7 protein-coding genes and 1 pseudogene are annotated in these 15,942 nt (G+C 63.5%); 4 read left to right on the top strand and 4 right to left on the bottom strand.

Going from position 1 to position 15,942, the window contains the following annotated elements:
- Positions 1 to 207: 207 nt before the first annotated feature.
- The 4 genes from QSK36_RS12940 (at position 208) to QSK36_RS12955 (ending at position 4,292) form a co-directional block, all read left to right on the top strand.
- Positions 208 to 891, top strand: coding sequence for a DUF2637 domain-containing protein (locus tag QSK36_RS12940; protein ID WP_285782551.1), 684 nt, complete (start codon positions 208 to 210; stop codon positions 889 to 891).
- A 475-nt stretch (positions 892 to 1,366) separates the two neighbouring features.
- Entirely contained in the window at positions 1,367 to 1,552 is a 186-nt protein-coding gene (locus QSK36_RS12945; RefSeq protein ID WP_285782552.1) for a hypothetical protein, read from the top strand.
- Positions 1,553 to 1,635: 83 nt separating this feature from the next.
- Positions 1,636 to 3,063, top strand: a complete 1,428-nt coding sequence (locus tag QSK36_RS12950; protein WP_285782553.1) for an N-6 DNA methylase — start codon at positions 1,636 to 1,638, stop codon at positions 3,061 to 3,063.
- A complete protein-coding gene (locus QSK36_RS12955) occupies positions 3,063 to 4,292 on the top strand; it encodes a restriction endonuclease subunit S domain-containing protein (protein WP_285782554.1) in 1,230 nt (409 codons plus the stop codon). Before QSK36_RS12950 ends, QSK36_RS12955 begins: the two co-directional genes overlap by 1 nt.
- Positions 4,293 to 4,634: 342 nt before the next feature.
- Here the strand turns inward: QSK36_RS12955 and QSK36_RS43695 are convergent.
- From QSK36_RS43695 to mads6, 4 genes and pseudogenes are all read right to left on the bottom strand, one after another.
- Positions 4,635 to 4,727: pseudogene (locus tag QSK36_RS43695) on the bottom strand (transposase); the annotation flags it as partial.
- 159 nt (positions 4,728 to 4,886) lie between these two features.
- Positions 4,887 to 10,256: a methylation-associated defense system ATP-binding protein MAD8 gene (gene mads8, locus QSK36_RS12965; protein ID WP_285782555.1), complete on the bottom strand. Its 5,370-nt coding sequence runs from the start codon at positions 10,254 to 10,256 to the stop codon at positions 4,887 to 4,889.
- Between the two features lie 10 nt (positions 10,257 to 10,266).
- On the bottom strand, positions 10,267 to 11,850 hold the full coding sequence (gene mads7 / locus QSK36_RS12970) for a methylation-associated defense system protein MAD7 (RefSeq protein WP_285782556.1): 1,584 nt from the start codon (positions 11,848 to 11,850) through the stop codon (positions 10,267 to 10,269).
- The gene (gene mads6, locus QSK36_RS12975) at positions 11,847 to 15,941 is read right to left on the bottom strand and encodes a methylation-associated defense system protein kinase MAD6 (RefSeq protein ID WP_285782557.1); all 4,095 of its coding nucleotides are present in this window, start codon (positions 15,939 to 15,941) and stop codon (positions 11,847 to 11,849) included. The genes mads7 and mads6 overlap by 4 nt, the downstream gene beginning before the upstream one ends.
- Position 15,942 lies beyond the last annotated feature (1 nt).

The following is a 15,942-nucleotide window of genomic DNA, read 5'->3' on the forward strand; positions in this document are numbered from 1 at the left end:
TCAGCACGGCGCGTTGGGCCTATCCGATCTCGATCCATTGAAGGGAGAGTCCTGATCAGAGGGAGAACAGCAGGCGAAATCCGGACCAGAGGACGCATCTTCGCGTCCCGGCGTCCATGGGGGTTCATGACCGTGGGGGGTTTGGAACCAAATCACTATGCGCGAATCGCTGCCGCTGACCTCTCCCTAGACGACGAGGCCTAAGCGGTGGGGAAGCCGAGTAGTCATGCTGTTCGCCGCATCCGACGTACGACGATCGCAGGTGTCGCGCTACTAGCGCTGATCGCGGCGGTGGTCTCGTTTCGGCACATGCATGAACTCTGCCTGCGCCATGGTGAGGATCGCTTGGCGGCGGTTCTCATTCCGCTCGCCGTCGACGGCCTGATCGTCGTCGCTTCGATGTCCATTCTGCTGGCTAACCGGTACGGCTCGCGCGGCGGCATCCTGGCGTGGAGCCTGCTCGTGGTCGGCAGTCTCGCCAGTCTCGGCGCAAACGTCGCCGTCGCCGAGCCCAGCCTGATCGGCCGAATCATCGCCGCGGGGCCGTCCCTGGCCCTTATCGGCAGCTACGAGCTCCTGATGTCTCAGATTCGTAGGTCCGCAGAGGGGCGGGTACAAACTCAAGACCTGCTGGCCTGGACCTCTGATCCTGCCGCGGATACGGGTCCAGCCCTTGTGGAGCGGCAAGATAATCGGGGAGACGCCGAACTGCTTGATGAGCGTAACGGGATTGGCCGAGCCCTGCAGCGAGAGGCCTGGCGGTGGGCGCAGAGGAACCGCCAGGCGGATGGAGAATTGCCCAGCGGTGTTGCCATCGCCCGGGCCTTCGCTCGTAGCCCTCGTTGGGGCCGTCTGGTCGAGAAGGCCGGAACCGCCGGCGAGTTGAGATGACGTTGGGAACGAGCCCGGAGATCTGAGCGGGTCTCCGTGGATGTCCAGGCGCTTGGATTCGATGGGCCGGCTGAGCACGCGGGCAACGGACGTTGCGCATTTTGACGCCCCGGGCTGTGGTGATACCCGTCCTGACCCTGCCCTGTATCAAGGTCTTGGGGATTGCTGGATGGGCTTGGCCAGCACCGCGAGCAAGATCACGGATTCGGAGTTTGTGACTGACTGACTCGGGCGATGTGGTCGGCCCGATCTCACATCCCGCTTCTAGTCGGCGTGACCGGCTCCAGATCACCGATGACCTGTCAGTGGCCAGTCCGCATATTTATACCACTCGGAGAGTCAAGGTACGCTCCCAAACGGACTGCTACTTGTCTCCCAAACCGTCTGCTGCTAACGTCGTCTCGTGGCGCGGGGTCGACCGGTGGCTCGTCCTCCGCGCTGCTTCGGCATACGTCGCGGAGAGAGGCTGGGGTTGATGGGGTTACGCATCGTGGCGGTTCTGCTTGTTTTAGCGGTGGCGGTGATCTGTGCGCTGCTCGCCTTCAGCTGGTGCCTGGTGCGCGGGAAAGGGGTGGATCAGGCGGTGAAGGCCGGCGCGGCCGTCTTCGTCGGCATGGCGACGCTGGGCATCGCGATCATCGCTTTCCTGCAGCCCGGCTGAGGGCGGCCGGACATGATGGAGCAGACCGAGGGCCGGTAGGGTCCACAAGGGATGGATGAGGAGAAGGATCGGCAGGAGTGAGGGTGGATAGAGCGTCGAAGGAGTTGCCGCTGGAACGCGCGCTGGATGCCCTGCGCGGGGCGCTGACACTCGAGGACGCTCTCCTCTTCGCTATGGCGCTGATTCTTCTGCGTCACGAGGCGGACGCGGAACGCGCCGACAAGCAGAGTGACCGGCGTACTGCCCTCGATGCTTGGCAGACGCTCACCACGCAGGACTTCTGGAGGCGCGGCGGGCGCGAGCTGGCAGATGTCATCCGAAATGGTCTGGGCGATTGGGAATCGAACCACGGGAAGCTGAGCGGACTGCCGAACCTTGCAGACATGCGTGCCCCTCAGCTCGCTCCCCTGATCGAATGCGTGGCCGCAGCGTCAGACCCTGCAGCCCTGTTCGATCGCTGTTTGGCGGAGCAGGCGCTAGCGATAGGGAGAGGCGGCGAATACTACACACCGGCGGAGATCGCCCGTCTGTTGATCGGTCTGATGGAGCCCCGGGCAGGTGAAACTGTTTATGATCCTGTCTGTGGTTCTGGCGGGCTTCTCCTGCGAGCTAGCGAGTACGTCAAATCGCCCGAAGGAAAGACCGGCTCGCTGGCGTTGCACGGGCAGGATGTCAACCAAATGGCGTTGCAGACCGCCGCGATGAACTTTTCCGTTCACGACCTAGCAGCAGATTTGAAAGGGCCAGCGTCGAGTCTGACGCGAGATCTCTTTCCGAACGAGATCTTCGATGTGGTCGTTGCCAACCCTCCATTCAATCTGTCCAGATGGGACGAAGATGGGCAAACCCGTTACGACCACCGTTGGGTCTATGGTGTGCCGCCCGCCGGCAACGCCAACTTCGCCTGGGTCCAGCATGTGATCAGTAAGATCTCTCCTAGGGGGCGCGCAGGACTTCTGCTGCCAACAGGTGCTGCCTTTGGAGCGAAATCAGTCGAACGTCACATACGTGCTGGACTGGTAAAAGACGATGTTCTGAGCTGTGTGGTTGAGTTGCCAGCTGGGCTCATCCCCCATGTGCGCAACCCTGTGAGTCTATGGCTCTTCAGCAGAAGCAAGAAGCCGCACGGCAACTGGGGCAGCAACGATCGGTCGAGACAGTATTTGCTGATCGACGCACGTGAAACCGCCCTGCCTTTGGGGCGAGGCCGCCGGACTATACCAGACGAGGCGCGAGGACGTATCACCGAAACTTTTGCAGCATGGCGGGGCGCGCAAGGAGCAGTTCCTTACGAGGACGTACCCGGCTGGTGTCGGTCGGTCTCCAGTGAAGACATTGCTGATCAGGGGTACGATGTGCTGCCGTCTCACCATATAGGTGGGACCGCAGCCGAGGCGACGCAAGGCGATAGGGAAGAGCAAGTAGCCCATTTGACCGATGAGTTGTACAAACTTTTCGACAAAGCCCGCCGCCTCGAAGGTGAGTTGCGCGATCTACTGGGGCAACTGTAATGCTGGACGGTCTGCAGGAGCGGCTGCAACGGCTCCCTGAGGGCTGGATCGTGAAGCGGCTGGGCGAACTCCAATCGGTACATATCATCGGCTACGGCATCACACGCCCTGGAGATCATGCCGAAAATGGAGTAGGCATGATCCGTGCTACCGATATTCAAAACGGGCGCCTAAACAGTGGTCATCCGAGGCGGATCACCCATCAGGTACACGAGGCTAACCTTCGCAGCCAGGTGCAGGCCGGCGATATCGTCGTGATTCTGGTGGGCAGAGTGGGCGATGCTGCGATCGTCACTGACGAATTCCACCACTGGAACACCTCCAGAACCGTCGGGATCATCCGCACGGCAGACCCGGAGGAAAGAGCGTGGCTCAGTCTGTGGTTGGGGTCGCCTGAGGTACGGCAATGGTGTGAGCGGTGGGCCACCGGTTCAACACTGCACCGCACACTCAGCCTGGCGGCGCTCCGTGATCTGCCTGTGCCGTTGCCGCCCGTTGGCCCGAGAGGTGCGCTCCTGCGAGTGATTCAAATCCTAGAGGCGAAAAATGTGACAAATGTACACATCGCCGATTGTGCGACAGCGCTGAGTGATGCGCGATTCGCTATCGAAACGCAGGAAAGCAAAGGATGGCCAGAACGGCCCATTGGTACGCTAGTTGAGCTGCAAGCCGGGGCCGCGCCGCGCCTGCGACCAGACAAGGACGGAACGAGGACCGAGGATGTCATCCCCTTCGCGGCGCCCGCGGACGTCCTGCAGAGTGACCTACCCCACCTATACCGAACCGAGCGGTCGCTCGCCGCGGGAGATGACGTCGCTCTATGTGACCCCGGCTCGCTTTTGGTCGCTTCCAGGGAGGACGGAGTTCGAGTCGTGCGAAGCGAGGTGCTCGTTGCTGCCGGTCGTGGAGTTCTGGTGCTGAGGCCGGAGTCGGCTGCTGACTCCTACTGGCTGCTACACGAAATCCGCTCTCGAAGCACTGAACTAGCGGCCAGTGCGCAGGGCTCCGCCGGACGTGAACTCAGCCGGCGCGCATTTTCATCCACCAAGGTCCGGTGGCCTCCGGAGGAAGTGCGTAAGCGGTTCGCGCGGCTTGCTGATCGCCTTCATGCACGGGTACGAATTGCACAGGCCGAAAACGAGACCCTCCGTGACCTGCGATCTCGGGTCCTTGATGGTTTTCTGAACGGCACTATCGCCTTGAAGCAGACTCAGCGCCCCCTGGACTAAGCGACGTCAAGCGTACCCGCCGACCGGCTGTCTACCCAGCAGGACGTCCTTACCAGTTCATCACTAGAAGCCTCAGATGAGCAGGCGCCTCGGGCACCCTGGTTTGCCCCGAGTTTCGAAGTTCGCGGGCACATGGGGTCTGATCGCGGGATGTAGCAGCTGGCCAATGGGCCACGGGGACTCGCGGGACGCGAAAACGTCTGGGCACACGACTGTCGGTCACCCGCGAGGGCATCCCTGTCCGGGAGTGGGTCTGGCCTGGCAACACCTCGGATATGACGGCTCTTTCGAGTTAAGCGGGGTTGAGGCATCCGTGGCTTCGTCGGATGGCGGCGCAACGGGGCGTAGGCGTTGGTTTTGTGGATTGCGAAAGCCGTACGCGTCGCGGGCGACGGTCTTGATGGCGCGGTTGGTGCCCTCGGAGCCCGTGTTCGACGCCGGTTGGTGGCACCTGGCGAACACAGGTGAGTAGCATCGCTCAGGCTTGCAGGCTTCCAAGACCCCGCTGCCGCGCTGGTGATTGGGGGCTTCGAGCCGCAGACGCCTGAACCCTTGCTGAAAGGCAACGCTCTTGCTGACGTCGGGCTGGCTTAGCTACTGAACAGCGGTTCGAGTTCCACCGCCGTGACGGGTAATCCGAGGCCGGAGCCGCACCTTGACAGCGCCTTGGCTAAAGGCGGCCTCGGTAGCTGTGCCGGACCATATGTAAGCCTCCCCCGGTGTGAGCGCGGCAAGTTTCGTCGAACTGAGCTCTGCTAGAGCAGTTTTAGCCTTCTGTAGATGCTTCAGCCATGCCGGAGACGTGAACTTATGCAAGATGACGTGGTTGGAAAGTTCGATGAGTGAGATCGGCACCGAGGGCGGGTCCTGGCTGGCGACGAGCACGCTCATGCCCTTGTGTCGCATCTCCCGGACACTTTCAACGAGTCCGTCCACCAGATCGGGGCTCTCAATGTATTTGTGTGCCTCGTCGAAGACGACTAGTTTGTTGAATCGTTTGCCGTTGTTCTGTGCCTCGGCGAACAACTGCATCAACACGACGAAGAGCCCCAACGCGTCGTCCTTCTCGATGAACTCGTCCCGCAAGTCAACAATGATCATCCGACCCGGTTGCACCAGTGGTTTCACCTGGACGCTGTCGTCAATGTAGTCGGAGGCTAGGTCGAGGCGCTGCTGAGCGAGCTGTTTGAGGTTGTCGGAGAGAGTGGAGTCTTCTACGGCCTGCCGGATGACGTCCAAGCGTAGATCACGACGATGCGCCTTCATGATCCGCTGAAGCTGCCGTATATAGGTGGACTGGTTGCCGATGGCGCCCATGAGGAACCGCCAGTGCTCCGCTCGAAGCTCTCCTGAGCTGAACTTCAGCGGGAGCACCTGGATGCGGGGGTACTCGGAACGGCGCTGCTCCAGCTGATCTTCTGGAACCAGCATGACCACATCGGTGAGGGCCGCTGGCTCTACCCCGTAGCGCTCCCTGAGCAGACGTGTCTGCTCGGCGTCGTCGTTCGGAAAGGCCATGCTGGTGAACTCGGGCGCATAGTCCAGGGTGGGGCTGTAGTGGAAGACGATGGTGGCCAGCGGGGACGGCAGCTCGTTGACCGGTGGTGCAGGAAGTGAGGCCGCCTCGATGATCGAACCGAGGGTGTAGCTCTTCCCACCGCCTTGCACGCCGAAGAGGCTGATGGTGTGAGTCTGGTTGAGATCAAGACCTATTCGGCGCCCTCCGGCTTCCCCTAGGACCCCATACTGAGGAGAGGGCTTCGCCGCTCCAAGGTACACGTCAGGAGGAGCACTGCCTGTCCCTGTAGTTATATGCACTGGCTCCTCGGCCGCGGGCATGTCCTCGACGACCGGAGCATCAGGCTCTACCAAGGCAGGTGCAGGCACGTCGGCAAGAACCGGCGCCTGAGCCGGCGAATCAGGTACGACAGGTTCCAGCCCGCTGGCGTCCTCCGGGACCTCGGAATCCTCGACGTCCTCCGGTTCCGGAGGCAGCCCTTCTTCCGGAACTTCGTGGGCGCGGTCGGGAGAGCGGAACGCCGCCTCGCTGAGCCGGGGCAGCGTGAGGCTGAGGTCGCTGAGGGTTCCCACGGTCATATCCGCAAGAGACGGCGCTTCCGTGGGGATAGCGCCAATGAGCTCTTCTGCGAGATCGCGTCCGATCCGGTGATATTCGACACCGCCTTCCGACTCCAACCCGGAGCCGCTGCCGCCCAGGTCAAAGACGATACCGGTTCTGGTGAACTCCAGCCGGTAGCCGCGGTCCAGGCAATTCAGCAACCACCGCGCCTCTGCCGCAGCGTCCGGCCGCATGGTCCGATACCGTTCGGCCCGGCTCAGGTAGGGTCGGAGCAGCGCGACAAGTTCGGCGTTGCGCAGCACCCGGTCCGGCCGGTCGGGCTGGGTCCGGTGTGGGTCAAAATGCTCAGCGAGCCGTTGCTCGCTGCGGCGTAGTTGAGTGGCGATCTTGTCTTTGAGCGGCTCGTAGGCGCTGAGCGAGCTGTAGCACTTGACCTCAACCAGGCGACATGTGATCAACCGCTTCCTCGCATCAAGGCTGAACAGCGCGAGATCAGTCCGCTGCAGGCCCACCGCCTCGCCAACCTCATCTGCTCGCCTCCTGGCCTCGCGGAGCAACTCGAGATGAGCGTCGAGCGGGACAAGGATTTGATTGGTCAGCACTCCCTGGTAGTCGAGATACAGCCGCGCCAGGACCAGCCCGAGGACCTCGGTGCGCTGGGTGGCCGCCGCCGAGGCGAGCTTGAACGCCAGTCGCCCGGACAGCAGCCTTAGCTGATCGAAAAAACTCGCTGTGTGGTGTGCTTCTACCTGGAATCCGTGCTGGGCAAGCACCGGTTCGAGCAGCGTACGGAGCTCATCCACAGAGCGAGAGCTGATGACCACGTGGTGGCCCAGGCCTTCACTCCCGTCCGTCTCTGCGTCGATGAGATAGTCGGGACGGCGGGCGCTACCTGGGTTGTCGAAGTACTCCACACCCAGCGTGCGGTCCACAGTGATGACCCAATCGCTGGAACGGTGGGCCTGGTGCAGCAGCGTGCTGTCGGCCACGTCGAGGGTGAGGGTGACTCTCGGCACCGAGCGGGTACCGGCTTGCCCGGTTGCCACGGCGGACGCCGCAGCGGAAATGATCTCGGGTAGAGAGGCGAGCAGGTCGGAGAGCTCTGCGGCACCGGGAATCGCGTGCACCCGGCCGTGCCTAGGTAGCTTGCGCCAGGCGACTGGGTCCTCCTCCCGGTCGTAGATGACAGTCACATCCTGCTGCAGCCCATGGACCGGCACGAGACCCTCGCGTACGGCAGGCACGGCGTCGAAGCGTTCGCCGCTAAAAGCGTCGAACAGCATCGTTATGTGCGCCGAGTGCTCGCCACTCGCGGAGCGGAACTCGGCAAGAGGCCGTACGGCTACCGCTAGCTTGGGCACTCCACCTGAGCGGGCCCGTGTATGGAAGACCTCGGCGTCCGCCAGGGAGCTCCACTCTCCACGCAAGAGCCGTGCTAGAGCCTCGCCGGCGTCCGGCCGCTCGGGGTCGGCGGTGAACAGACGAAAATCGTAGGTGATCTTTTTGAGGCCCTTGCGGCGTTGCAGTTCAATCAGCATGTCCGCCAGGTGTTCAGCTCGGCCCGGATTGACGACGCTGATCACGAGGGTGCTGACGTAGGGATGGAGCCGAAGGTATCGCTCGATTCTGTCGGCGAGCCGTGTGGCGGAGGCATCCCCGGTCCACCGTTCGGGGAGACGCAGAGCGGCGGCCACTCCGCCGACTGCTCCTTGCGGATCATCGATCTCCGCAGGCAGGCACAGGCCCCAATAGGGATTGAGATCCGCCGCAGCCAGTGTTAGTGCGCCGCCAAGGCGCGGCACGACGAGTGGGAATCCTAGCGGAGACATCTCTGTCAGGGCGCGGCCTGCGGCGGCGATCGCGTTCGGATGGCTTTCTGCAGCGTCCCACAGCCATTTATGGCCCAATTCGGCCCAGGTAACGAGCCACAAGAGCCGCAAAGGATGGGTGGGGGCCACCAGTGTCAGCTCGCTTCGGTCACCGCGGAGGTCGATATAGTCGACGGCCGCACAGTCAAGGCGCAGCAGCAGCGCAAGTTCCCGGAGGATGCCGGGGACCTGTCCCTCCTCCGCCCGCTCGGCACGGTAGAGCAGCCAGTTCAGCAGCTCCGCGTAGGACTCGGCGTACGCCTGTGTGTGTTCGCGGAGCCGAAGCAGATCGCATCCCTCTACAACCAGGCGGTCATCGCCGCTGATCGTTTCAAATACGGCGGCGCGTGCCTTAAGAAACTGGTTGAGTTTCTCCCCGCCGCCTTCCGGCCAGGAGCCTTCCTTGCGGATTGGCTCCTCGACCTGATTGACTTTAATTGGCAACCGCCATATGCAGGCGTGCCCTGGCTCGGCCAGGATTTGCTGCTCCAGCCGCGCCAGGGTTGCCGACAGCGGAATCTCGACCAGGCCGTGGCCGGCGAAGGACGCTTGCACCACGTGCTCCCCCACCCCGTGCCGGCTCTTCCACCCGGCCTCGCGGCAACGTACGTCCCGCCAGTCCCTACGCTCTTCCAGCGCCTTGAACTCCATTCGGCGCAGCGCATGAGTGAGGCCGATGTCCTTGACGACACGTGGGCGCTCCCGCGGCTCGTCAACCTCATCGTTTGTGACAACGTAGAAGCGATCGCTCTCGTTGAGGTAATGCCCTTCGTCGCGGGACTGTTCCAGAGGCAGTGGGATGCCCTCGTCGTCTTGCGGAAGCACCCGAATGTAGTGCCAACCGGGATCGAGGTCAGCGCTGCGCAGCTTTCGCAGCTTCGCGGTGTAGCTGGTCTTCGCTGTACGACTCGGCCGTACCGTAGCGGTGACTCCAGTCGGTCCTGACTCCTCCGAAACAAGTTGAACGACGAACTTGGCGAGGCCTGCCACCCGTCGCGGGTCTGGATCGACGGTGAAGGGGACGTTAAGGACAGAGGGCGCGCCGCTGCCCGCTTGCAGGTACATCTGCCCCACGTAGTTCCCGAGTTCACCGCTTTGCTGGTCGCCGACTCGAGGCAGGTCCAGCGTGCCAACACTGATCTGAAGCTTCTCCGCGGGCGCCTCGTCCCGGAGCGGCCAGCGTTGGAACGCCAGGCCCCAGTTGGCCCGGTCAACCACGATGCGGCGGGTCCAGGAACGCGGGCTGTCCACCCCGGTCTGTGCTAGCAGTCCTGCCAACTTGGCCCGGAAAGCGGGTTCGGTCAGGCCCAGTTCGATCACTCGCTGACGCTCCGGCCGATCGGCACGGATCAGAATCTGCATCTGTTGGTGGTTACGGGCAGCACGGGTCCGGATCTGGGCCGGGTCAGCGAACAGGTCGAAGTCGGGCACCAGACCCAGCTCGAACACCGCGGCTCCAGCGGCCATCGGATCGAAGTCGTTGAGCTGGATGGTCAGCAGGAACCGGGCCTTCGCCAGCGTGTCAGCGTACGGCCAGGCTTCGTCGGACAGGAATCCCAGCAGATCCGCCACGCCACGGCGCAGTTCCTCTGGAACCTCGGCCAGCAGGCGATCGGCCAGGTCGCCGTAGACGTCACCCAGTGGCACCTCCTCGAACGTGGCCACGTCAAAGGAGTCCTCGGCGCTTGCCCGTGTGCCCGGTGGCACGAAGACCAGCAGCGGCGGCCGCTGTTCTTCCCCGGCCGGGTTGCGCAGCTCGATCAGCTTGGTACTGCTCACCGCGATCTCGGCGGGCACCTGCGGCGGCTGTCCCAGCACGTGGACCTGAGCGCCGTTGTTCACTGCCACACGAACGCGACGGCACAGCCGTACCGCGAGCGGCACGCCGATCTCGGTGATACGCGCACAGTGTCCGGGCCGGCGGGCCTGTAGTAGTGCCGACAGCCGGGGAGCGAGCACTCTCTCCAGAGCCTCCTCCAGCTCTGAGTCGAGGAGTTCGCGAAGTCCTGTGCTCATCGTGATCCCGTCAGTCCTTGACGACGTAACGCGGGGTTATGGTCTGTGTCAGATAGGCGTCGGACAGATCGGAATAGAAGCCAATCTCCCGCAGCCGCGCCGTGAAAGCTTTGGTGTTCTCCCGGAGCGCCATATGGTCGGTGATGCTCGGCCGGTCAAACCCGTCGGCAGACGGCAATCGGTCGATGTACAGGCCGTATCGGCCTCTGAGAATGGCCAGGAACTCGTCCACACGCATCGCCGTGGTACGCAATCCAGCGTCGCCGCCCTGGCGCAGTAGCGCGATCTGCAGCAGCACTTCGAGCAACCGGGCGTCCAGCACGAACCGCCGCTCCCCGCGACGAGGCTGCGCGATCATCGCGCCGGGTCGGTTCTTGAGCAGCAGCGTGTCGAGGCACTCAGTGAAGTATTTGCGGTGGAAGCGGACCCGGAAAGCCGTGATGACCTCGATATAGGTTGTGAACGGATCCAGGCCGAGGTCGACGATCTGAGAGATCACCGTATCTAGGTCCTCATCGGCGGTCCGCGACCGGTCAACGATGCCCCGTAGCCGACCGGCGCCGAACTGCTCTCTGTCTTCCTTGTACGGCTCATCTAGCAACGCCAACAGATCAGTGACAGTGACAATGCCGTCAGCAGGCTTACGGAGCCGATTCAGCTTGGTGAGGTATACCGCGAACTCGTCGAGCTTCTTGATGACGAAGGTCGCCCGCACGAAGTCGGGTATGCGTCCGAACCAAACCGCCGCGCTCCGCTCAGCCAGGTTTGCGGCGGCGGTTCCCGGGATCCCGGCCACGTCGAGGAAGAAAGCGCCGTCTGGCTGCGGGTTCTCTCCACGCACCAGCGCCGGTAGCAGCTTGGTGATCCTCAGGTGGTAGAGCGCCAGATGGAATGCGAACAAGATCTTCAGGTAGTCGACGAGGGCCGAGCGAGGAATGAGGTCCTTGTGGAACAGCAGGTCGACTATGTCCTCAGCGAGCAGGTTGGATGCCTCCGGGTAGAGCGGCGGGTGGAACCGCCGATCCCGCTCCCAGGCACGGCGATCCGCGACATCTCTGCGGACCACGTCGGACAGGTTGATCAGTGCCTGCGTCTCCACGTCGATCTGCCGACCGTGCAGTCGCGTCTCGGTGCTCGGGTCGACTCCCGCGAAGAAGAAGTCTTTCAGATAGGTCAGGGTGTTGCGACCGAGCCCGCCGGCGGCGTGATAGATCATCGCGTAGAGCTGCTCATCCGCACCGTAAGGCCGGGACCTGCGCGCATTGCGAAACCGGTAGGTGAAGCCGTGTAGCGGGCGGAGCCCGGCAACCGCCTGTCCGGCCTTGCCGCGGTTGACGACGTCCAGCAGATGCGTCTCGGCCCACCGGCGCGTCGTGTCCTCATCAAAGCCGGAGAACAGCTTCGGATGCTCCAGGAAGGTCTCGACGAAGTCGTCCACAGTGAGATCCGCCGACCGGGCAAGTACGCTCGGTGAGCCGCCCCACCACAACCGGGGCAGGAACCCGGTCAGCACCCGATCCATTTCCACCTGCTTGTAGTCCAGGTAGCTCACCCCTGGATGCCGGAACTCCTTGTCGCTCCGGTTGAGCGTCACTGTCCGTCACCCCCGTCCGTAAGGACCCGCATTACCAAGCGCCCGTCGTCCTCCCTCCGAATCCCGTGGAGGTCACGTCCACCGGTCGTCAGCAGCACCTCCTGGTACGGCGCCGCCGACAGCTCGTTCTTGAAAATCGTCAAGCCCAGGTAGAGGCCCTGCAGTTCAGCGACGCCGGGCAGGTATCCAGCCCGTAACCGGTGCAGCAGTTCGAACAAGTCAAGCCGGATGTGCAGCCGCGCCACATGTCCGCCATCCCCGTGGTACGCAAGGATCAGCCCGTCTGGCTGCTCCTCTAGGTAGGGCGACGGCTCGGCCGCGCTCACCGAGAGCGTGAGCGTCTCGACTGGGAAGAGCCGGTAGCTGCGGATGGTTCCGCCAGGCACCTGCCGTACCAGCAGCGCAAGCACATCGCCTAGCCGGGCAGGGTCGGGCAGCCCCTCCCCCCTGTTGATCGCCTCGATCACCTGAGTTAGGTGTCCCGCTGCTTGTTCCGGCCGGTTCAGCAGCTCAATGAAGGACGCACCAGTCTGGTAGGGCAACAGTCTCCTGGCCCGCTTCTCGTCCACGCACTCAAAGAAGAACCGCCGCCGAGCGGCTGCGAGATAGCGCCGATGGCTCGCCACCTGTTCTGAGGTAGGGGCGGTGGTCCGGGGCAGCCGGCCAAAGAGCCTCGTCAGGAGCTGGACGTCGTAGTCACCCCGGCCGTCAACGGTCATCACCGCCTGTCCAGCGTCCGGGCCGACGTAGTCAATCTGCCGGTCCAGTGCCGGCTCCGGCACGATGGCGACGTCTACTTCGCGTAGCAGCCGCAGGAGCCGGTCTTGAGTGTCCGGCGTCCCTGCCCAGCTGTTGAAGTAGAAGCTCGCCAAGATCTCCTCGGCATTGTTACCCCGGTAGAGATCGTGGATCTGTTCACAGGAGCGGCCGGATGTCAGCATGAAGGCCAGTGCGGATCGCAGATCACGGAGCGTGATGTGCTGCCGACCGCGCAGATGGGTCAACGTGTACAGCTCCTTGAGCCTACGCGCCACCTTTAGTCCGGCATCAGGGTGGCCAATCGTGCCCGCGTTGTGCCTGGCGTAGCAGGTGCTGGCGAGCTCACAGGAAGCACATGCCTCCCAGAACATCGGATCGGCCATTCGCAGGAGCACCCGGTCGAAGATCGATCCGTTCTGATCGTCCTCGTCGGCGACGACGCTGCGCCGATTGAGATTGATCACGAGGACGCCGTCATCGGACTTCACACCGCGCAGCCCGTCGCGGAGGGTTGACGCCAGCCAGCGAAACTGTTCCTCATGAGTGCTGAGGAAGTCCACTAAGCGGCCCTCGTTGACCGCGATCAGCCGGGTCGAGCCACTATCGGGGACGGCATCGGCCCCGGCGAAGGGGGCGAAGAAGTCGAGGAGCACTTGGTCATTGCCCCGCTCACCCTCGTCCTGGCTGCCGTCGTAGTTGGTGTGTAGCCAGCGCCCATTGAGCAGCCGGACATCAGCGCCGTTCTCCCGTGCCGGTCCCGGCTCGGCGCCATGCTTCCTTGCATCGGCGATTAGCTCCTCCAGGAAGGCCGTCTTGCCGTCACCTGCGTTTCCGCTGATCACCACAAGCTGGTAGGCGCCTTCCTGCACATCGCGGATAAGCCGCTTGTCCAGTGCCGTGCGGACGTACAGCTTGAACGGATCGTGGCCACGGGTACCGGCATTGCTGCTCGTGCTCTGGCTGTAGAGCGTCTGCAGGTGCGCCACGAATGGGTTGATCCCCCGAGTGTGACTCGGTATCGGGACGAGGTCGACCGACGGGGCAGGCTTAGGCCGGTGCACGGGGCCGATGGCGTGCAGCGCCGCCAGGAACTCGGCCGCGCTACCGTACCGGTCTCCGCGTAACGGAGAGATAGCCCGGAGGACCGTTGCCACCAGAGAGTCGGACAGCTCACTGAACCCTGGCAGTGTGCTCGGATCGGCTGGTACCTCGCCGAGAGTCGGTTGCGCCGAGGCAAATGGCCATTGACCGAACAGGAGCTGATACAGCGTCAGCCCTAGACCGTACACATCCCGATCCGCTAGGTCGGCTGGGCTTGGTGGCCTGGGAGCGGTGTCCGGCGGAGCGTAACGTGCGGTCCCGCCCACACGCGACATGCTGGAATCCACCGGCGCCGACACGTTGAAATCAATGATCTTGCAGCCCTGATCGGTCCGCAGCAAGTTGCTAGGCTTGATGTCGCAGTGGAAGACGCCGTGCTGGTGCAGGTAAGACAAGCCCGTGGCAACGTCGATGCCGAGCCGGACCGTGTCTGCTGGGCCGAGCAGACGGTCTTTGATCAACTCACTGACGTCTTGGCCTTCAACGTAGTCGAAGACGAGGTAGGCGATTTCCCCGCCACTCAGGTAGTCGGCCTCGCGGGCGGCGACCACGTTCGGGTGCGGGCCTAGACCGAGCAGGATCTGGTACTCGTGTCGAAGCCGGTCAATCACCGATTCCCGGTCTCGCAACACGATCTTCAGTACCCTGTCAGCCGCGGCAAGATTGTCGTACACCTGATAGACGACGCTGAATGAGCCTGAGCCGAGCTTCCTGCGGATTGTGTACTTCTGGGTGAGCTGGTATCCGACGGCTAGGTTCTTGTAGTCAGGCGACTCCTCACCGTCTGTTCGTCCAGGTGGGTCTGTTCCGCGACCTCCACTACCGCCTGCGCCGACAGCCCGCTGGAGCTGCCGCAGTGCCTCGACCGCGGTCGGCCGCTCCGACGGAGCCAAGGCGCAGAGCCGCTGCAGCAGCTCCGCCAACTCCGGCGGCACCCCGGCGTCGGCCATAGCCTGGACTGGCAGTACGCTGCTCCGGCTGAATTGGTCAACGCTGGTGGCGAACGGCACTTCCCCGGTGAGCAGCCGAAAGGCAATCACTCCGGCCGCGTACACATCCGATGCACGGCTCATCGCCTGCGCCCGCGACTGGCACTCCGGCGCTACGTAAGCAGGGTCAAGCACCGCCGCCAGACGGTCCAGCACTGTGTGCGACCGTGGATCCTCTGGGCGCGCGTAGTCGAATCCAGTGAGCAATCCCCGGCCGGCCCCCGTGACCATCACCGTACTCGGGGAAAGTGCTCGGTGCAGTACCCGATGAGCGTGCGCGTGCGCCAGGCCGCGCAGCATGTCGCGGATAACCTGGAGCTTCACGTCGACCGCGAGCGGTTCACGCTGATCGTGCAAACAAACCCGGAGCGACCGCCCGGGTGTGTCGTCCAGCACCAGCACGAAACGACTCTCGTCCTCAGTGGCGAAGAAGTCCCGCCGCCCCACAATGCATTCGTGGGGAGGCATCTTCGCCAGCATCTCGTAAGCGTTGGCGATCGCGATCCGCTCTGCTGCGCGCAAGTCCTCCTGCGCGAACGGGTCTGCGTGGTAGACCCGGAGCAGCACCGTCCCCGTCGTCGGCGCGGTTGCGTTCACGGCGCGATACTCCACGACCTCGTCGGTACCGCCGAGCCTCTCCTGAACCTGCCAGTTACCAAACTGCAGTGGCCCGGTTGGTCTGCGTACCGTGGCGTTCAGCGCCTCCAGAATGGCCTGCCGATACGGGGTGATGTCACGAGCCATTCCCTGGCGGACCCGGGCGAGGTCGCCGAGTGTCTGGATCAGAAGCGGAAGGGTCGTCACATCATGGGCGTCGGCGTCAGGTCGACTGTTCTGGTCCAACAGCACGGCATCGGCGGCCGTCAGCACTACCAGCGCGTCCACATAGACGCTGGAGAGGCTGGTACGGCCGCCCTGTGTCAGTTGCCCCTTTAACGCCCGCGCGTGGCCGCGCAACTTCGCCACCGGCGAGCCGAACGGCTCTCGTCGTTCGGGGAACCATCGCCGGCCCGCGACCTGGATACGGCCGCGTGTGCCCTTGACGTCGATCAAGCAGACCGAGTGATCGGTGACAACGACTAGATCGACCTCGAACTTGTCGAACTCCTGGCGGCCACGACGCACCGGAATCTCGATGTTGTGCAGCACCAACCAGTCATCCGGGGCATGATCCCTGAGATGGCGGATGACGGCGATCTCGGATTCGTTGACGGGAGGACCGCCTCCGAGGATCTGCGCCATC

This window comes from Microbispora sp. NBRC 16548, from assembly GCF_030268985.1.
In the GTDB taxonomy this organism is placed as follows: Bacteria; Actinomycetota; Actinomycetes; order Streptosporangiales; family Streptosporangiaceae; genus Microbispora; species Microbispora catharanthi.